Origin of the sequence: Bacillus sp. SIMBA_154 (assembly GCF_046536015.1) — a bacterium.
Taxonomy (GTDB): Bacteria; Bacillota; Bacilli; order Bacillales; family Bacillaceae; genus Bacillus; species Bacillus pumilus_P.
Genome location: NZ_JAWJBV010000005.1, coordinates 34,876 through 54,478, shown reverse-complemented (window position 1 = coordinate 54,478; position 19,603 = coordinate 34,876). Strand labels below are relative to the sequence as shown.

The following is a 19,603-nucleotide window of genomic DNA, read 5'->3' as shown; positions in this document are numbered from 1 at the left end:
AATCAGAAGGAGGCGGCAGGTGAATGTAAATGGAATCGAAGCACATTCAGGCGGAGAAAGATTACGTCAAAGGTATGAAATACAAGGACCTTGCCGAGAAATACGGGGTGTCGATCAACACCATAAAATCATGGAAAAAGCGGCATGGTTGGGAAAGGAAAAAGGGTGCACCCAAAAGAAAAAGTGTGCACACAAAAAAGGGTGGTCAACCCGGTAACGTTAATGCGTTAGGTAATAGCGGGGGAGCAGCACCAATACGAAACCAAAACGCCAAGACACATGGCTTTTATTCAAAGCACATGCCAGCAGAAGCGTTTGAGATCATGCAGGACATTCAGGAGTTTTCGCCCGTTGATTTACTTTGGGAACAAATACAAATTCAGTTCACAGCAATTGTAAGAGCGCAGAAGATCATGTTCGTTGAAAGCAAAGACGAAATGATCAAAGAGCTGAAAAAGAAAAAGTCAGTTGTTTCAGATTCAGCTGATATTGAAGAAGAAGAATACGAATTCCAGTTTGCTTGGGATCGTCACGCTACATTCCTAAACGCTCAATCTAGGGCGATGTCTGAGCTTAGGGGCTTGATAAAGCAGTTTGACAACATAGCCCATGAGACAGACGAAAGACGGCTTAAACTTGAGCAGATGAGGCTCAACATTGATAAAACAAAAGCCGAAGTCGAGAAAATGGAATTAGGTGATGTTGCTCCAGTTTACATTGTTGATGATATAGGTGATGACGATGATTAAAGTATCGGAAGTGCTGGCACCGGCATTTCGTGAGTTTTGGAGATACAGAAGAGCAAAAGAGCATCTTCATTACGTTCTAAAGGGCGGCCGTGCTTCTGGTAAATCATTCAGCGTGGGCGTTGGTGTGGTAACAGATATTATCGAATACCCTGTTTCCGCTCTCGTGCTGCGTAAAGTCCAGAACACACTTGTTAAATCTGTTTTCGCACAGATAAAGCAAGCAACGGTAACGCTGGGAGTCTCTCATCTATTCAAGTTTGTTCCTTCTAGGTTAGAAATCACATACAAGCCGAGAGGGAACAAGATTTACTTTGCTGGTGCTGACGATCCTGAAAAGCTCAAATCAATCAAAGACGCTGATTTTCCAATAGGTGTTATGTGGATAGAAGAGCTTGCAGAATTCAAATCCGACGAGGAAGTAAGCACCATCATGAACTCGGTGTTACGTGAAGAACTTACACACAAAACAAAGCCGGAAAACCCACGTAAACGAGCAGGGAAATTTGATTATACGTTTTATTACACTTATAACCCGCCAAAGCGTAAGCAAAATTGGGTTAACAAGAAGTATGAAACGTCATTCCTTGCTGAGAACACGTATATTCATCATTCAACATACCTAGACAACCCTCATCTATCAAAAGCGTTTATCAATGAGGCTGAGACAACTAAAGCCAAAAACGAAAAGAAATATAGATGGGAATATCTTGGTGAAGCGATCGGAACTGGAGTTGTTCCGTTCGACAACCTTTATATTAAAAAAGGCTGCATAACTGATGATATGGTCCGCTCCTTTGATAATATACGTCAGGGCGTTGACTTTGGTTATGGTCCAGATCCGCTTGCTTTCGTCAGATGGCACTATGATAAGAAGCGAAGCAAAATATATGCACTTGCTGAATTATATGATCACAAGGTTTCAAATAGAGAGCTGGCGAAGTGGATTAAATCAAAAGGCTATGAAAGCAACGAGATCACAGCCGATAGTGCTGAACCCAAAAGTATTGACGAGCTGAAAAAGGAACACGGCATTAGGAGGGTTTCAGGAGCAAAGAAAGGCCCTGACTCGGTTCAATATGGTGAGGAATGGCTTGGTGATTTAGATGAAATAGTCATTGATCCATTGAGAACACCAAATCTAGCCCGTGAATTTGAGAACATTGATTATCAAACAGATAAAGACGGCAACCCTAAACCACGCCTTGAGGATAAAGAAAATCACTCTATTGATGCGACTAGATACGCATTTGAGCGCGATATGCAACAATCGGGGGTGAGGGTATTAACATGAAAAAGGTCAGTTTTGAAACTGAAAAGCCGAATGATTGGCGTAAAAAGAATCGTGTGCAGCTTAATGAAGATCAGAAAAACATAGTGGAATCATTGGAAAAAATGCTTGCTGATGCAAAAAGCGGAAAGATAAACAAGATGATTGCTGTTTCTGAGGTTGAACAAGATCAGTACACATTGTTTTATCGAGGCGCAACTTATCAAGAGGCGTTAAACATGACACATACGCTCATGGATCACATGTTTGAACAAGGGTATAGAGAGGAGGAATAATAGATGTACCCAACTTCACCAACACATACAGAAGAGCTGCTCAAAATCATCGAGGACAGCGCAGAAACATCCGACAAGCTACCCGATACAACCATCCTTCAAAAGATGATTGATAAACATGCTGTAGAGCGGGATCAAATGCTCGAAGGTGTTGCTTATTATTTGAATCAAGCGGACATCAAGAAGCGTAACCGCTATTTCTATGAGCACGGCACAAAAAAGGTTGATACGGAGAAACCAAACAATCGAATCTCTCACAACTGGCATAATCTGCTGGTTCAGCAAAAGGTCCAGTACCTTTTAGGGAAACCAATCACCTTCAATGCGGAAGAAGAAAGGTTTCTTGAAGTTGTGAACGACTTTATAGACGAAGATTTTGATGATTGTATGCAAGAATTGCTCAAGAACGCCAGCAACAAGGGAAAAGAATGGCTTCATCCATTTGTTGATGAGGAAGGTAATTTTGATTATCTTCGGATTCCGGCAGAAGAAGTCATACCTGTTTACGATTCAACCAAAAAACGCAGCCTGCTTTATGCTATCCGGTACTATGATGTTAAAAACATAGATGATGAACTTACCCGAAAGGTTGAGTTGTACACAGATGAACAGATTTTCTACTATGTAGAGCATAACGGGTCTTTGATCCAAGACTTTGAATATGAGAAGAATCCTGAAAGCCATTTCTACGACAAACGAAGGAAAGGGTATGGCTGGGGTAAGGTACCGATGATCGAGTTTAAGAATAATGAAGAAGGTGTAAGCGACCTGATCTTCTATAAAGACTTAATTGATCAATATAATAACAACATTTCTAATAACGCTAACACGTTTGATGAAATGCAAGACTTGATCTATGTTTTGAAAAACTTCGCCGGGCAAGACTTGAGCGAATTTACAACAAATCTACGTCACTATAAAGCTGTGGAAGTGTCTGGTGATGGAGGACTAGAAATGAAGAGCGCTGAAATCCCGATGGATAGCGCAAACTCACATCTGGACCGATTAGAAGAGAATATTTACCGCTTCGGACAGGGAGTAAACAACAATCCCGACAAAGTGGGAAATTCACCGACCAACGTTGCAATTAAAAATCTATATTCCTTACTTGATCTAAAGGCGAATGAAGCAGAGCGGAAGTTCCGGCCAGCTTTAAGCGCTTTTTTTTGGTTCTTCACTGAATATCTAAAAATGACAGGTCAAGGAGAATACGATCCCACGCTCTTACAGATGACTTTTAACCGCTCTCGAATGACAAACGAGCTTGAGCAGGTTCAAATGGCGAATCAGAGCACAGATTTAAGCCGTGAAACACGTATTGCAAATCATCCGTGGGTAGATGATGTAGAAGCGGAATTGAAGCGTATTGAGGCAGAGGAAGCCGAATACAGAAACAGCATGCCGCCGTTAACTGAGATCGAACCAGAAGCGGGCGGTGATGAAGATGAATCAAAACGAGATTGATAAACTGCTCGACGACATGATCACAGAGGATGCCAAGAAAATTGATGCTGTCTTTGCTAAGAGATTGAAAGAGATTAATCAGCAAATGGCCGCTCTTTTTGCAAAGTATGGGAAAGATGGTTCTCTATCTATGGCTGATCTCAACAAATACAACCGCTTCAAAAAAGAAATGGAGCGGATGACCGAGGAATCAAGCAAAGCATTCAAAACTGTGATCATCATTGTCGAAGCATTAGCCGCTAAGCAATTTCTTGAGAACTATATGCGGTCTGCTTATCTCTACGAGATAGAAGCAGCGGTGAAGATGGGTTATACGTTGCCGACAACGGCAATGATTCAACAGGCAATATTAAACCCGATAGCTGAATTGACTCTTTCAGCCTTATATAAGCGTCACCGTGATGATTATGTCCGGCAGATTCAAATATCTATTGCTCAAGGCATTCAAGCGGGTGAGGATTATAGCAAAATAGCCAAGCGAATAGAAAGAGCGACCGAATTTACCCGGAAAAAAGCTCGTGACGTGGCGAGAACTGAAGTTCATAGGGTACAGATATCAGCAAGATTGGAAAGCGCTGAAAAGGCTTCTAAACACGCCAATTTAGAAAAGGTGTGGAATTCTACCCTTGACTTAAAAACAAGGGCGGGTCATAGAAAGCTAGATGGGAAGACCGCTAAAAACGGTTTGTTCGTTTCTATTTATGGCGGTGTCGGCCCCGCTCCGGGTCACATGAATAATGCCAAAGATGATATAAACTGCCGCTGCACTGTTTCTTTCAAAGTGAATGGCAAAATGCCAGACACAAGGAGAGCGAGAAAAGGCGGTTCGGGAGCGGGTGAGGTCATTCCATACCAAACCTATGAAGAGTGGTACAAAACAATTGAGGGGAAGGGGAAATAATTCATGAAAGAGAATGAACGTGTTAAATATCTTTTAGATATGCTCAATAGCGTAATTCAATACGGTGATCATGATACTTATGACGAAGTTGTCAGTGAGTTGAAGCAATCACTTTTTACTCATGAAGCGTTTGATACGAAGACTGCTGAAAAAATGGTTGCATTACAAGAAGAGTACAGAGCAAAAGACAATCATTCTAGTCAATTTAATGGGTGGGACATTGTTACTGCTAAGCTAACAAACATTTTCGACAAAATAGACAAGCTTTAAAGCTGGTTACTTATGTGACAGCTTTTTTCTTTTGTCCTGAGCATGACGTAAAAAGGCTCTTTTGCTCATTCTAAAGGCTTGGAGCCAAACTAAGCGTAAATCCTGTGCGTGAGGTGGACACGCAAAAAAACATCAAAGGAGAGGTTGAAATGAGTTTAAAAGAATTACTCGGTGATGATCTGTATGCTCAAGTGGTAGAAAAAGCTGGAGATCAAAAGGTTGATATTGTAAGCAATGGTCAATGGTTCCCCAAAGAGCGGTTTGACGCAGTGAACAATGAAAAGAAGGAATTGAAGAGCCAGCTTGACGAGCGGGATCAGCAGTTAAGCACACTGCAAAAGCAAGCCAAAGGAAACGAAGAGCTGCAAAACGCAATTGAGCAGCTGCAAGAAGAAAATAAAAAGGTGTCTGAGGAATATCAGCAAAAGCTGGACAAACAAGCCTTTGACTTTGCTCTCGAAAGTGCTTTACGTGATGCAAAGGCGAAAAACATCAAGGCTGTAAAAGCGAATTTAAACGTTGATGGGCTTAAATTATCTGACGATAAGGTAATTGGTCTTGATGAGCAGTTAACCGCTCTTAAAGAGAGTGACAGCTATCTATTTGAAGCGGAGAATGACAGTTCCCCGGGGTTAGCGGGTAGGCAGCCGCATGGAACAGGAAATTCAGCGGCTAATTTGCCAACAGTTAAAAATCCATTCAGTAAGGACCATTTAAACCTGACTGAGCAGGGTCAAATTTTAAGCAGTGATCCAGAGCAAGCTAAAAAATTAATCATCCAAGCAGGCGGGAATCCTGCAATCTATGGATTATAAAGGAGAATTTAAATGGCAGTAACTAGAGTTCAGGATGTTATCATCCCGGAAATTTTTAACCAGTACACAATGAACAACACTGTTGAACAAACAGCAGTATATCGAAGTGGAATTATTCAGGCTGTACCGGGCCTAATTGTTCCGAATGGCGGTGATACAGTGAATATGCCTTTCTGGAATGACCTTGAAGGAGATCCAGAAGCTATTCAATCAGATTTTGCTTTAACTCCAGAGAAAATCAAATCAGGTAAAGACGTTGCCCGGGTATTTGAGTATGGAAAGGCTTGGAGCGCAGAAGATTTAGCGGGAGAGCTTGCAGGATCAGATCCAATGAGAGCAATTGGGGATCGTGTGAACTACTATTGGGATAGACAGTTTCAAAGAATGATCTTCCTTATGTTGGATGGTGTCTTTGGTAGCAACATCACTAACAATGATGGTGATCTAGTCTTAGACATTTCGAGCGGTGACGGGAAAAAGTACACAACTTACCTATTTGCTGGCGGTGCTGTTGGTTATGCTCCGGGAATGCCTAAAACACCAACGGAAACAGATCGAAACTCACTAAAAGGTGAGGACATTCTGATCAATCGTAAGAAGTTTATTATGCATCCACGTGGTTTCAAATGGACTGAAGCTGATGTTGCTAAAGAAATGCCTACATTCAAAGAGTTAGCGAGCGCAAAGAACTATGAACGTGTTTATGACAAAAAGAAAGTCCGAATTGTGAAGATCATTTCCAATGAAGGGCCAGATGCAGCAGCTAAATCAAAATTAAGCGGTGAAGTGATTCTTGATGCAGCTCAATTACTTGGGGATGCTAAAGGGAAATTTACTTCAATTGCAATGCATTCGGTAACGCATACAAATTTACAGAAACAAAACTTGATTGAGTTCATTCCTAACAACAGAGCTGATGTAGGTTTTGGAACATACCTTCAAAAATCTATTATTGTTGATGATTCACTTCCAGTGGAAGAGCCTATTCCTACGCCCTAATGCGCCCCAAAACCTACGGTTTACAAGCACAAGTAAATCTGTGACTGTCAATTGGGATGCCGTAGCTGGGGCGGATTCATACAATGTTTATAGGGGAGCAGACAAGCGTTTTGATAAGAATGTAACCAAGCCTGAATACAGCACTGACGGTCTAACGCCTGATACTAAGTTAACAATCAATGTCACTTCTGTTAATGAGAGTGGCGAATCTGCAATGTCAGAAATCGCAACTAAAACAGAAGCAGAAGGAGGCACCGAGTAAATGGGAGCAACAACCTTTTGGCTCTTGGAACAAGAATTGAAAAGGCGTGCGAAGATTGAAGAAAATGCTCAAGACGACCTGTCTTATGAAGAAATGACTGTTGAGCAGCTAAAGCAGGAAGCGAAAGATAAAGGTATTGCTGGTTATTACAACATGAAGCGTGAAACACTGCTTGAAAAATTGAAAGGGTGATCCAATGGACATCCAACAGATTAAAAGAATGATAGAAATGACCACAGATAAGCACGATGATTACTTGTCTGAGGTTGTTCCTATTTTTGTTGAATATGCTTCTGATTTTTGTAAGAACAAGTTTGATGCAGATGACCTGCCGGCGGGTGTAAAGATATTTGTTGCGAAAGCCGCTGAGCACAACTTAAAGCCAGCAGGTTTGGCAAGTCGAAGTATGGGTGATGTGTCGTACTCTTATGACACTGATTTCCCTGAAACGATCACAAAGCACCTGTACCCGTATAGGAGGGCTTACTGGTGAGTTATGTATTTGAAGAGTTCCCACATGAAATCACGTTTCAAAAGCTTGAAAAAGTGCCGGACGGTGGTGGAGGTTTCACAGAGAAGCATGTGGACCAACTTACAATACCCGCACGAGTGACGAGTGTTAAATCGGGAGAATTTTATCAAGCACAACAGCTTCAAAACCCAGTTGATCACAATGTTTATTTCGAGTATAGAGAAGACATTGACAACACCATGCGAATTAAATACGAAAATAAAATACTCACATTGAAATCAAGTCCTATAGATCAAGGCGGGGAGCATGAAATCATGTGTCTCAAATGCCAAGTTTCAGAGGTGCTTAATGGCTGAGGTAAGCGGAAAATGGGCTAAGCAAATGGCGAAAACGGTTGAGAAATTTGAGCGCAAAGTCATAGATCGAGCAAAACAAATTGTCACAGAAACAGCAGAACTGATTTACAGTCATGCTGTCATTAATGCGCCAACAGCCATGATTGATGGTGGGAACCTTAAGAACTCTATTGAGGTCGAATATCGTGATGAAGGATTGAAAGCCATCATCACCGTTGGTGCCGATTACGCCATATACGTTGAATATGGAACCGGTATTTATGCAGAGGAAGGCGGCGGCCGTCAAACACCGTGGGTCTATTATGATGAAAAGCTAGGCCGATGGGTGATGACTAGAGGTATGAGGGCGCAACCATTCTTTAATCCTGCTGTAGAAGAGGGAATGAGGCATTTTGCCCGTGAAACGCAATAGAAAGGAGCTGCTGAAATGCGCTCATCATTGTGGCCGTTACAGGCTGCTATATTTGAAAGGCTATCTATGGATAAGCGGTTAAACGAACGTGTCACAGGCGTTTTTGATGCGGTTTCCAAAGATACTAAAAAGCCTTATGTCTCAATGGGTGATGACGATGTGTCCTTATTTGAGACAAAAACATCTGCTGGCGAGGTTGTAAACGTGGTTTTACACTGCTGGTCAGATTACAACGGAAAAAAGGAAGCGCAGCAGGTCATAGACCTCATGTTGCAAGCATTGACCAAAAGGCCCCTAGAAATAGAGGGCTTTTCTTTATGCCGTTCTGAGCTGCGAGGGATGCAGGTCATCACAGACATAGACGGATATACAAAACACGGTATCTTGCGAATGAGATACACGATAAACAATTGAGAGGGTGTTTTTAGTGGTAAACCTATTGAATGGTAAGGATGAAGTTTTCATTGTTCAACCAATTAGCGCAACGGATCAAAAAGGATTATTTATTGCTTTTCAGACTGAGGGTTCTCACACGAAAGAGCAAGATTCACTTGACGAAAGCACAAAATCAGGTCGTATCGTTGGATATGGAACAAAAAGTGAAAGTTTTGAGTTATCTTTTTATGCTGCGGACGATGATCCGGGTCAAAAAGCCATTGAAGCTGCTTTTGACAAAGAGGAAGCAGTACAGGTATGGAAAGTGAATCTTAACTTAAACGCAAATGGAAAACATGATGCTGAATATGGTCATGCGATCATTGAAAGCCTTGAGAAAAGCGCACCACAGGATGGTTTTATCGAGGTTTCAACAACTCTTCCTGTTCTCGGAAAGACGTTTAAAGACGAATTAGAGCCGCTAGATCCAGAATTAATTGCTCAAATCCGATCTGCTGCTGGAGCTGACAGCTTCAAGCAGTTTGGCGAACTTAATAAGAAAGTTGAGACACCCTAAGCAGCCCCAAAATCTATCGTTTACTGCCACGTCTGACAGTATTTCAGTAAAGTGGGAAGCGGTAGAAGGGGCGACTTCATATAACGTATACAGAGGCGCTGATAAACGTCTTGATAAAAACGTCACTGACACAAGTTATGTCGCAACAGGGTTGAACCCTGATACGAAACTTACCATTAATGTGACAGCAGTTAACGAAGCTGGCGAGTCTCCAATGAGTGAGATTGTCACACAGACGGCACCAACTGAAACAGGAGAATAACACTTGAAGGGCCTCTATTATCTGGAGGCTCTTTTCTATTACAAAAAACAAAACGGGGGTTTTTATAAATGGCTACTTTAACAATTGGAAATAAGGAATATACAGCAAGATGTGATTTCTCGTTTGACCGTACAGCAAATGAAAAATATACAAGTAAAGAGGAAGACAAATCAGGTGGCACGCTGAACATTTACATGGGTTTGCTAAATGAAGATGCTTTGATGTTATCAGCTTTTTGGGATTGTGCTCTCTCTCATTTGAAGAGTGGTAAACCAACCGCAGAACAAATTGAAGATGCAATTATAAAAATCATTGACGAAGACACTAAAGGTGATGCTACTGACCGTTTGATTAACGAAGCATTCCAGACGCTTGAGAATGCCGGTTTTTTCAAAGGCAAGATCCGTCAGCAATGGACCATGCTGGAGAAAATGACGAAAGAGAAGAAAGCAGCACCGAACGAGACACCAGAAATGGCGGCGAAACGGATCGAGGAACAGGAGCAATCGAAGGAATACATGGAAATGCTCAAGCAAGCCCGCAAAGAGCGGATGGGATCGACTACCTCCAAGTAATTGAAGATGCAGCTCGTTGGATGGGTGTCTATGACAACGATCTTATCATGTCATGGACTCCAAACGAGTACAAGCGCAAGCTCAAAGCGGCCAAGCTGCGTGAAATTGATGAAATAGAGCGAATGACAATAAACGCAATGTTTAATCGGTATGCGAATAACGCCAAAAAAGTTAAGCCGTCACAAATGTTTGATGCACAAAAAGCAAGAGCTGATCTTGAGAGGGATGTCACTGGAAATGGCTTCAAAAATCAAGTGGATGCCAAACGCTTGAATGATCTTAATATCGGATTAAGGAACATGCTTAGAAAACCAAAAGAAGAGGGGTGAGGGTTTGATCGAAAAATTAACGGCGGTTGTCGAGGCGCAAACGCGCAAATTTAAAAAACAAATGGACAAAGTGAACGATATGATGCGCCGCATGCGTGATCATCACACTGTCGAAGTAGATGCTGAAATCGCTGACTTCCAAAGGCGTGTACGTGAGGCAGAACAGCAGATGGATAGTTTCTTGCGCCGACACGAACGCAACCGGGTTGACCTAGACGCTGATGCAGACCCTTTAACTAGGGCTGTTCGTATGGCTCAGCAGAAATTGCGTGAGATTCCTCAACGTATTAATACTTATTTTACGGGTGATAACAATCCATTAACCAGTTCAATAGCTCGTGCTAAAGCGGGGCTAAGGTCAATCGCTCAACGAGTGACAACCGTCATAGCCGGGAATCCTACTCCTTTAGGACGTGCTGTTATCGTAGCTCGTACGGCATTATCTTCTATTTCTCAAAGAGTAACTTCGATAATCGCAGGAAACGCCAGCCCGCTTGTTTCAACGGTTGCCGTTACTCGTACTGCGCTTGCTTCAATAACGCAGAGAGTGACTACAATGATTGCAGGAAACGCAAGCAACTTAAGTTCATCTGTCGCCGCTGCTCGTGCTGCATTAGCAACTATACCAAACAGAGTGACAACAATTATAAATGCAAGTTCAGCGGCTTTGATTCGTTCTGTGGCGATTGCAAGAGCAGCATTAGCGAGTCTTCCTAATACTGTTGTTATAAAAATAATGGACATATGGGGCGGCTTTGAAAAGCGACTAGATAAATTTGAGAATGCGATGAACAGGCTTTCCAAAATAACAAACTCCATATCAAATGTCATGGGGAATGCTTTACGTGGTGGATTACTTGCTTTACTACCTGCAATTGCTCCTGCATTATCTGGTGCCGTTGGGGTAATTGGAGCACTTGGTCCAATGATTGGATCGGCTACGAGTGGATTAATGGGGCTTGTCAGTGCTTTTTCTACTGCTGGTACTGGCGCAGTGGCTTTTGGTGCATTGGCTGTTACATCAATTGGTAGTGTTATCAAAACTGGTCAAGACTTAGACAAGCTTCAAGCAAAACTCGATGATGCTACTAGCGCGAAAGAGCGCGCTAAAATCATGGAGAAAATAAAAGTTTTGCAAGAGTCGCTAGGTAAAGAAGAGAAGAAAGCCCTTGCTACTTTAGAAGATTTTAAAGATAACTGGCAGGACATCGCAAAGATCACACAAAAACCTATCTTGAAATCGTTCACGAATTCGCTCACAACGTTTAAAAAGGTTCTTAATAGTCTTAGACCTATGTTTGTTAACGTTGCAAATGGAGCGGTTACATTAACGAAAAACCTTGATAATGCTTTCAAAGCAAAAGACATGCAAAACTTCATTAAATGGATGAACAACAATGCAGGTAAAGCATTTGTGACCTTCGGAAACATTGCCGGGAATGTCATGAGAACAGTCATGAACCTTATTGTGGCTTTTGGTCCATTAGGTAATGACATGGCCGCAAGCATGGAAAAAGCAACTGCTTCTTGGGCTAAATGGGCAGCTGGATTAAGCTCATCACAACGATTCCAAGACTTCATAGCTTATACAAGAGAAAACGGTCCGAAACTATTAAAAGTCATTACTAACTTCTCAGGTGCTTTGCGCCGTCTATTTGCTGCGTTCGGTCCGATGTCAGCAGACATGCTTACCTCATTAGTTGACATGACAGCTAGATTCAGAGAATGGGCGGGAAGTGTTCAGCACACAGAGGGCTTCAAAAACTTCATCGCCTACATTGAAAAAACAGGTCCGACAGTGTGGAGCACGCTTGGTCAAATTTCCCGGACTATTATAAATCTACTCGTTGGAATGGCACCACTAGGAAAGACAATTTTAGAGACTGTAAACAGCTTCTTGAAATTTTCTAATGCTGCAATGGAAGCAAATCCGGCAATTGGACAATTTATCGCAGCTGGCTTATCTCTTATTGGTGTTGTTAGAGCGATTGTTCCAGCAATGGTTGCTGTGAGTTCTTTGACTAATGGATTTAAAGATTTTAAAGCAGCGGCAATGTATATAAGAAACTTTAAAGAAACAGCAGCTGGCGTTAAATTAATCGGATTAATATCTCAATTAAAGTCAGCAATCGTAACAATGGGTCAATTCATTGCGAAATATGCACTAATGGCAACTCAAGCAACAGTAAACGGAGCAAAAATGGCCGTTGCATGGACTGCAATGAAAATTTCATCTTTAATTACATCATTGAAGAACGGAATTATTCAAATGGGGCTTTGGATAAAGAACATGACAGTCATGGCTGCTCAGTCTGTAGCACAAGCGACTAGAATGGCCGCAGCATGGACCGCAGCAAAGATAAGTTCATTCATTCTCATGCTTAAAAATGGGATAAAACAAATGGCTTTATTCATTGCTCGAATGGCAGTTATGGCCGCTCAAGCGATGGCAAATGCTGTACGAATGGCCGCAGCTTGGGTTGTTGCGATGGGTCCTATTGGTTGGATAACGGCCGCAGTAATTGGAATAGTTGCTTTAATCATAGCCAATTGGGATAAAGTCAAAGCGTTTACTCTAAAAATATGGGGAGCCGTTTCAAATTTCCTTAAAGGTTTATGGGAAGGTATAAAAAAGGTGGCTTCTACAGTATGGATAGGCATTGTAAATTTCTTCAAAACGACATTAGCAGTCCATCAAAAGATTGTGAAAACAGTTTGGGGAGCCATTAAAGGATTTATAACTGGTGTTTGGAATACCATTAAAAAGATTGCAACCAGTGTGTGGAACGGTATTAAATCCTTCTTTGTAAATACGTTGAATACACACAAGAAAATATTCACGACTGTCTGGAATGCCATAAAATCTGTTGTATCAGGTATTTGGAATGTTATCAAAAATGTGGCTAAATCAATTTGGAGTGGAATTAAATCATTCTTTAGTAGCATTTTATCCGGCATTAAGAACGTCTTTGTGAACAACTGGAACAATATAAAAAAGGTTACATCAACAGTGTTTAACGGGATAAAGGCATTTATTTCAAGTGTGTGGAACGGCATTAAAAACACCGTTAAAAATCTTGTTATGGGTATTTTCAATACTGTTAAATCAATTTTTAATACTATGAAAAATGCTATTGCCAATTCTATGAGAACTGTTAAAACAACCATTAGTAACATCTGGAATGGAGTTATGCGGTTCTTTAAGGGGATAAACCTGTTTAGCATTGGTAAAAACATCATAGCTGGGCTTATTCGAGGAATTGGAGGAATGGCATCTAGTCTCTATAACAAAGCAAAAAGCATCGTCAACAACGTCAAAAACACCTTTACGAAACTATTCAACATCCATTCCCCTTCACGATGGATGCGCGACGAAATCGGGTATAACTTGGGTGCTGGTATGGCTGTGGGTTTAGATAAATCAACAAATACAGTTGTTTCTTCTGCTAAGAAGACAACGCAAGCAGCGCAGAAAGCTTCACAGGCAGAAATGAAGAAAGCTCAAAAGCAAGCGGCAGCATTGAAGAAAAAACAAGCTGCTGCGGCACGTAAAGCGAATGCGAAAAGAAAAATAGGCGTTGATAACAAGATCAGAGCTGTAGAAACCAAGTTTGATACGGGAAAAATCAGTTCTAAAACCTTCATCAAACAGCTTAATGCGATTAAGAAACAAAATAAGCTAACATCCACGCAAAATGCGAAGATCCAGCGCGAAATATACAATGCTCAGAAAAAGTCACAAACGCAACAAAAGAAAAAGGCTCTTGAGGCACAGCGCAAAAAGGCAAAAGCGCAGCTTGCTTATCAAAAGAAGGTCTCTCAAAAAATTGCTAATGCAGAAGTGAAATATGACACCAAGAAAATAAGCGGTCAGACGTATATGAAGCAGCTTGAAAAGATTAAAAAGAAAGAAAAATTAACTGCTGATCAACGTAATAAGATTCAGCGGGAAATCTATGCAACGCAGAATAATCTAACTAGGGAAGCACTAAAGAAGAAAGAAAATGAGAGAAAAGCAGCTGATAAGCTGAATAAAGGTATTCTTTCAGCAAACAATTCTTATCTATCTAAGTTCAAAAGCATTAACGACAAGCTAACCAGCGACATCAAGAAGGCAAATGAAGAATATAAGAACGCTCTTAAAGATCGTACGGATTCCATTTACAATGCAATAGGATTGTTTGATAGTGTCACCACAGAAAAAGTAAGTGGTTCCAAGCTGTTAAATAACCTGCAAGCGCAAATTGATAGAATGAAAGGTTTCCAGTCTGACCTATCAAAACTAACAGGCAGTGCCCCGAAAGAATTCGTTGATGAATTAAGACAAATGGGCGTGGGGTCAGCTGATCAAATAAAAGCTATTGCTTCTATGTCTGCTCCAGAGCTAGATAAATATATCTCTCTATGGAAACAAAAACACAGCTTGGCAAGCCAACAAGCGACCAAAGAGCTTGCGGATCTCAAGAACGCAACAACTAAAAAAATCACTGAATTGAGAAATGCGGCAAACTCGGAACTGAACAAACTGAAAAATGATTACATGAATAAAATAGCCCAATTGACTGTCAATGTTAAGCAGCTGGGATCACTTAAAAAGAGCGGGAAAGCTATTGGATATAACACGATGGCTGGTATTATATCCGGCATGAAAGGGATGAAAGGCGAGCTTGCGAAGGAAGCCAACACTATTGCTGCCACAATCGAGAAAACCATCAAGAAGAAGTTGAAAATTCATTCGCCATCACGCTTGATGCGTGATCAAGTGGGTGTCATGGTGCCAGCTGGTATTGCTGTGGGGATTCAGCAAGGCGTAGGTACTGTGAGTAAAGCAATGAATGCTGTTACTGACGCTATGTATATCAAACAAGAAGATTTAAACATCGCTTACGATGCTTCTATTACGAACAGTAAAATAGGAGCAGTTAAACATGAGTTAAGCGCAGAGCTTCAAAATATTGAACTGCCTGAGCAAGTTATTATAATAGAAATGGATAGTAAAAAGGTTGGTCAAGGTGTTGCAAAGCCAGTTGAAAACGAGCAGAAAAGAGCGAACGCAAGGAGGACGAGGATTACATGATAAATTATCAACAACTTGTCCCCAATGAATGGAAGATCACTTTTAACGGAACTGACATATCACAATATTTCTACCTTAAAGAGACACCAAGCGGTAGGGGTGTTGTGGGTCGAGAGGTGAAAATTGACACGATAGGGAACCGCCCAGGCGGTTTTCTTCGTGTTACTAGATTACCTGTTAGAGTGATAACCCTAGAAGTGCTATTTGCATTCAGTAGTGAAAGTGAATTGAAGAAAAAACAGGAGGAATTGAACTATATTCTTCACACAGATGAAGAAAAGCCGCTTGTTTTTTTCGATGAGCCAGACAGGACATATAACGCTATATTCGAGAGTCTGACAGAGGGTGAGACAAAGGGAGGCTTACAGCATGCCACACTAACTTTTCTTTGTTCAGATCCTAAGAAATATGGAGTTGCGGCAGCTTATGAATTAGCCAAAGGAGTACAAACATTTACAAACCCTAGTTTAGCGTCAATTGAACCACAAATTGAATGTGTATTTACAGCAGCAGCCACTTCATATGAGGTGGCTCTTTTAAATTCAGATGATAGTGTCAACAAAGTCATAAAGGTTGTACACAACTTTATTGAAGGAGACACACTTGTGATCGACATCGCTAAACGGAAGATAATGAACAACGGAAAAGCGATCATGAACGCATTGCAAATTCAGTCAGCATTCTTTAGTTTTCCTGCTCAAAAGCCGGTCAAACTAAAATTCAGTCACAAAAGCAGTATCAAATTCAATGAAGCATATCTATAGATAGGGGGTCCGTCATGGCTGAAATATTCATTTTATCGCCAGAAGACGAACTTTTGGCTGTTCTGTCCAGTGACGGACAGGACTCATGTAATTTTTGGGATGCAAAATATAAAGAAGAACTCAACTTGGGTTCTTCTTTTTCTTTTATTGCTGACGCTTCTCATCCAGATGCGCGTTATCTTTTTGAAGAGAATCAAGTCGTGTTCCGAGATAAAGACGGCTTTTTGCGGGCATTTGTTATAAAAGAGCTTGATGATACGGATGATGGTGCTGAGATCAATACGCTTGTTACTTGTGAAGCAGCAATGATGGAACTAGCAGAAACAATCATCAAAGAAAAACGGCCAAAAGATAAAACAGCACAGTATGTTCTTGATCAAGTGTTTGAAAGAACTCGCTGGACCGCAGAAGTGACCGCCGAGCTAGGAATAAACTCGACATCATTCTATAAAATGACTGCTCTTGAATGTTTAAGCGATGTCTTGAACAAATGGGGCGGCGAATTTAAAGACGTGGTGGAGTTTGACGGGAATACCATCACCAAACGCACGATCAAGGTATTATCACGAAGAGGAAAAGACAGCGGCAAGCGTTTTGAAATTGATAAAGACACTGAAAGCATCCGCCGTACTGTGATCAGCTATCCGAAAACGGCTTTATATGGTTATGGAGCATCATTACAAACAACTGATGAAGACGGGGAAGAGACGGGGGGATATTCTCGTTTCATCGACTTCGCAGATGTTGAGTGGAAAAAATCAAATGGTGATCCAGTAGACAAACCAAAGGGGCAAGAGTGGGTAGGAGATCCAGCTTTATTGCAAAAATACGGTCGCTTAAAAAATGGGGAATTGATTCATAGAGAAGATATTTACAGCGATGAAGATATTGAAGATCCCGAAGAATTGTTGAAAGCAACTTACAATCATTTAATCACTGTGGCATCAAAAACAGAGGTCAATTATGAACTATCAGTGAAGCTGCTTGAAGGCGTTGAGGGGTATGAGCACGAACATGTTGATCTTGGAGATACAACCATTGCTATTGACCGTAATTTTGCTATTCCTATTGAAACATCACAGCGCATCATCTCAATGGAATATGACATCACTGATCCTGAAAATACATGTGTCGTTGAGATCGGGCAGTTCTTGTCAGCCTTACAGGGCGATGATCGAGTAAAGCAACTGCAAAAAATAATTGATAACAACCGTGGCACATGGGAGCGGAAGCCGGATGCAGGAAATGTGACAGACGGTAGTTTTCCAAATACGAAGCCGCCCCGTCCATCAAATATCAAGGCAGAGGGTTTGTTCAAGACGGTGTCTCTTACATGGGATTACAACCCTAGTTCATATATCGCCGCATATGAAGTGTATGCATCGCAAAATAAAGGATTCACGCCAACAGCCGCGCAGCTTATTTTCCGCGGTAAAACAGGAGGCTGGCACCATCAAGACGGTGTAGATGTTGATCAAGTATGGTATTACCGATTCAGAACAATAAATACTCATGGGACGCCCAGTGATTGGTCGGGTGAATATGAGGCGAAGACGGTAAGAGTTCTTAATAATGATATTATGTTTGGTGCTGTTACAGCGGATAAACTGGCCGCTCTATCAGTGACAGCAGACAAATTATATACGGATATTGCAAACTCAAATATCTTACCAGGTTCATTGTTTAGGTCTAGTGATCTAGCTGGACTAAATGGATCTGCAATAGCTGTAAATGAACAAGAATACAATGAGGTTACGATAACAAAGACAAGAACTAATAATAAACTTTTTGGAGTTGTGACGGATAATCGCAGATCTTTGAAACTTGTTAACGGGGAAACGTATACTTTTTCAATAGAAGTTAAACGTGGCAACTTGACGAACTTCAATTACTTGAATTTTCGTTATTACTCATCACCTACAAATCTTAAAAGTAAATTAATAGACACACCATTTAGCGATATTTCTAATCTTCCATCAGATGAGTTTGTACGATTAGACTGCACATTTACTTATACGGGTGATACGGCAAGCAATTATTTTATGCTTTTCGGAGCTTATACAGAAAACGTCACGGATGCTGGATCGTTTGTCGTTAGAAAATGTCAATTGCGAATGGGTGAAGCTATAAAAGAATGGTCTGCCAGTCCTTACGATGTCATGTTAACCGAAAAATCTGTTACAGCATTGCACGTAAATGATGCTGCAATTGGAACGGCAGCCATTCAAAATGCCGCAATCCAAAAAGCACATTTAGGCACAGCGATAATTGACACGGCGCACATCACAGATGGTGCCATTACAAATGCTAAAATAGCCAATTTATCTGCCGACAAAATCACAGCTGGCACGATTAAAGGGATTACTATTGAGGGTTCACTTATAAAAGGGGCTAGAATCGAACCAATCTCTCAAAACTGGAGATATAATTCGTATATAACTGCTAATGAGATATATCAAGAATATTATGATGGGAAGACAAACGTATTAACTATTAAAGATGGTGTTTTTCAACAGTCTTATAAAAGTGATGAGAAAGTATTAGTTGGAGGAACAACTATTGATAAAGGTTCTATAAAACTAGAAGGTGGATCTGGAACAACTGTTTCAAATGGGTATACCTATCGTTCGTATCTCTATTCAGATTGGTTAACTGGATCTGGGTACAGAATGGCAAAGTTTGATGGCAAAAAGGAAATTGACACTTTTTTTATTGGAACTGATTATCCGGGAATTTATGAGTTTGGTACAATGATTGCAGCGCTGGAAGGAGATTTGTTAGTCTCTTCTGCTGGAGAATTGACTGTCACTTCTCCAAAAGAAACGATCTTAAATAATCAAGGAACAAATATCTATATCAAAGGTGAAGGAACAATAGTTGGTTCCTTTAATGATGTAAGTACAAACGGAAATTTTAATGCTCATGTCTCCGATGGTTATTTTGCCGCGTATGCTGCAAAAGGATTTCTCCTATCCTCTGGAGTTGGATATGGGGATCTGAGAGCCCATACCATCGATATGTATAGCGGAAACCAAACTAGAACCCTTTTGAGAGCTGCTGGTGTTTGGCATGAACGGTACATGAACTCACTTCAAACAAACTGTCAAATTATTTTTGATAATGTTACTGTCAGAATGTCCGGCAATTCTGGAAGCTATGATTACACATTTGGAGGCTTTCGGAATATAGAAAATGTCTTTAATGTTTTTTTGCAGGTGGAAGGATCGAACTCAAGTGCTGTCATAGCAGCATTTGAAAATAAAACAACTTCAGGTTTCAGGATCTATATAAGAAATGCTGCTGGAATAGCTAGTGCCAACGACCGGAATTACACTGTTAACATAATGATGATTACAGAAGCAATATAGAAGGAGGTATTCA

21 protein-coding genes are annotated in these 19,603 nt (G+C 41.0%); all 21 read left to right on the top strand.

The window, feature by feature from the left end; all coding sequences use genetic code 11:
- The first annotated feature begins 29 nt into the window (after nucleotides 1-29).
- The 21 genes from terS to R0K30_RS09650 all read left to right on the top strand — a co-directional run bounded on the left by terS (nucleotide 30) and on the right by R0K30_RS09650 (nucleotide 19,590).
- Nucleotides 30-749, top strand: a complete 720-nt coding sequence (terS, locus tag R0K30_RS09750) for a phage terminase small subunit (protein ID WP_409481927.1) — start codon at nucleotides 30-32, stop codon at nucleotides 747-749.
- Nucleotides 736-2,040 carry a PBSX family phage terminase large subunit gene (locus R0K30_RS09745; protein WP_410610389.1) on the top strand — a complete coding sequence of 435 codons (1,305 nt, stop codon included), beginning with the start codon at nucleotides 736-738 and terminating at the stop codon, nucleotides 2,038-2,040. Before terS ends, R0K30_RS09745 begins: the two co-directional genes overlap by 14 nt.
- Nucleotides 2,037-2,312 (top strand): hypothetical protein, encoded by a 276-nt coding sequence (locus R0K30_RS09740; RefSeq protein ID WP_410610387.1) that lies wholly within the window; start codon nucleotides 2,037-2,039, stop codon nucleotides 2,310-2,312. The genes R0K30_RS09745 and R0K30_RS09740 overlap by 4 nt, the downstream gene beginning before the upstream one ends.
- Nucleotides 2,313-2,315: 3 nt before the next feature.
- The gene (locus tag R0K30_RS09735; RefSeq protein WP_410610385.1) at nucleotides 2,316-3,776 is read left to right on the top strand and encodes a phage portal protein; all 1,461 of its coding nucleotides are present in this window, start codon (nucleotides 2,316-2,318) and stop codon (nucleotides 3,774-3,776) included.
- The gene (locus tag R0K30_RS09730) at nucleotides 3,757-4,677 is read left to right on the top strand and encodes a phage minor head protein (RefSeq protein ID WP_410610383.1); all 921 of its coding nucleotides are present in this window, start codon (nucleotides 3,757-3,759) and stop codon (nucleotides 4,675-4,677) included. The genes R0K30_RS09735 and R0K30_RS09730 overlap by 20 nt, the downstream gene beginning before the upstream one ends.
- 3 nt (nucleotides 4,678-4,680) lie before the next feature.
- Complete coding sequence (locus tag R0K30_RS09725; RefSeq protein WP_410610381.1) at nucleotides 4,681-4,947, top strand: hypothetical protein; 267 nt, start codon at nucleotides 4,681-4,683, stop codon at nucleotides 4,945-4,947.
- 149 nt (nucleotides 4,948-5,096) lie between these two features.
- Nucleotides 5,097-5,762, top strand: a complete 666-nt coding sequence (locus R0K30_RS09720) for a phage scaffolding protein (RefSeq protein WP_410610379.1) — start codon at nucleotides 5,097-5,099, stop codon at nucleotides 5,760-5,762.
- 12 nt (nucleotides 5,763-5,774) lie between these two features.
- Nucleotides 5,775-6,761 (top strand): coat protein, encoded by a 987-nt coding sequence (locus tag R0K30_RS09715; protein ID WP_144521573.1) that lies wholly within the window; start codon nucleotides 5,775-5,777, stop codon nucleotides 6,759-6,761.
- A complete protein-coding gene (locus tag R0K30_RS09710) occupies nucleotides 6,721-7,023 on the top strand; it encodes a fibronectin type III domain-containing protein (protein WP_080673871.1) in 303 nt (100 codons plus the stop codon). Before R0K30_RS09715 ends, R0K30_RS09710 begins: the two co-directional genes overlap by 41 nt.
- Nucleotides 7,024-7,215, top strand: a complete 192-nt coding sequence (locus tag R0K30_RS09705; protein ID WP_410610377.1) for a hypothetical protein — start codon at nucleotides 7,024-7,026, stop codon at nucleotides 7,213-7,215.
- Between the two features lie 4 nt (nucleotides 7,216-7,219).
- A complete protein-coding gene (locus R0K30_RS09700) occupies nucleotides 7,220-7,516 on the top strand; it encodes a phage head-tail connector protein (protein ID WP_410610375.1) in 297 nt (98 codons plus the stop codon).
- The gene (locus R0K30_RS09695; protein WP_144521567.1) at nucleotides 7,510-7,851 is read left to right on the top strand and encodes a phage head closure protein; all 342 of its coding nucleotides are present in this window, start codon (nucleotides 7,510-7,512) and stop codon (nucleotides 7,849-7,851) included. Before R0K30_RS09700 ends, R0K30_RS09695 begins: the two co-directional genes overlap by 7 nt.
- On the top strand, nucleotides 7,844-8,263 hold the full coding sequence (locus R0K30_RS09690; protein ID WP_046526966.1) for an HK97-gp10 family putative phage morphogenesis protein: 420 nt from the start codon (nucleotides 7,844-7,846) through the stop codon (nucleotides 8,261-8,263). Before R0K30_RS09695 ends, R0K30_RS09690 begins: the two co-directional genes overlap by 8 nt.
- Before the next feature lie 15 nt (nucleotides 8,264-8,278).
- Nucleotides 8,279-8,677, top strand: coding sequence for a DUF3168 domain-containing protein (locus tag R0K30_RS09685; RefSeq protein ID WP_007496092.1), 399 nt, complete (start codon nucleotides 8,279-8,281; stop codon nucleotides 8,675-8,677).
- Nucleotides 8,678-8,690: 13 nt separating this feature from the next.
- On the top strand, nucleotides 8,691-9,215 hold the full coding sequence (locus R0K30_RS09680; protein ID WP_046526964.1) for a phage major tail protein, TP901-1 family: 525 nt from the start codon (nucleotides 8,691-8,693) through the stop codon (nucleotides 9,213-9,215).
- Nucleotides 9,202-9,477, top strand: a complete 276-nt coding sequence (locus tag R0K30_RS09675; protein WP_410610371.1) for a fibronectin type III domain-containing protein — start codon at nucleotides 9,202-9,204, stop codon at nucleotides 9,475-9,477. Before R0K30_RS09680 ends, R0K30_RS09675 begins: the two co-directional genes overlap by 14 nt.
- A 68-nt stretch (nucleotides 9,478-9,545) precedes the next feature.
- Complete coding sequence (locus tag R0K30_RS09670) at nucleotides 9,546-10,052, top strand: tail assembly chaperone (protein WP_410610369.1); 507 nt, start codon at nucleotides 9,546-9,548, stop codon at nucleotides 10,050-10,052.
- Nucleotides 10,053-10,072: 20 nt separating this feature from the next.
- Entirely contained in the window at nucleotides 10,073-10,381 is a 309-nt protein-coding gene (locus R0K30_RS09665; protein ID WP_410610367.1) for a hypothetical protein, read from the top strand.
- A 4-nt stretch (nucleotides 10,382-10,385) separates the two neighbouring features.
- Nucleotides 10,386-15,458 carry a hypothetical protein gene (locus R0K30_RS09660; RefSeq protein ID WP_410610365.1) on the top strand — a complete coding sequence of 1,691 codons (5,073 nt, stop codon included), beginning with the start codon at nucleotides 10,386-10,388 and terminating at the stop codon, nucleotides 15,456-15,458.
- The gene (locus tag R0K30_RS09655; protein WP_230031731.1) at nucleotides 15,455-16,222 is read left to right on the top strand and encodes a distal tail protein Dit; all 768 of its coding nucleotides are present in this window, start codon (nucleotides 15,455-15,457) and stop codon (nucleotides 16,220-16,222) included. The genes R0K30_RS09660 and R0K30_RS09655 overlap by 4 nt, the downstream gene beginning before the upstream one ends.
- 14 nt (nucleotides 16,223-16,236) lie before the next feature.
- Nucleotides 16,237-19,590 (top strand): phage tail spike protein, encoded by a 3,354-nt coding sequence (locus R0K30_RS09650; protein WP_410610363.1) that lies wholly within the window; start codon nucleotides 16,237-16,239, stop codon nucleotides 19,588-19,590.
- The last annotated feature ends 13 nt before the right edge of the window (nucleotides 19,591-19,603 follow it).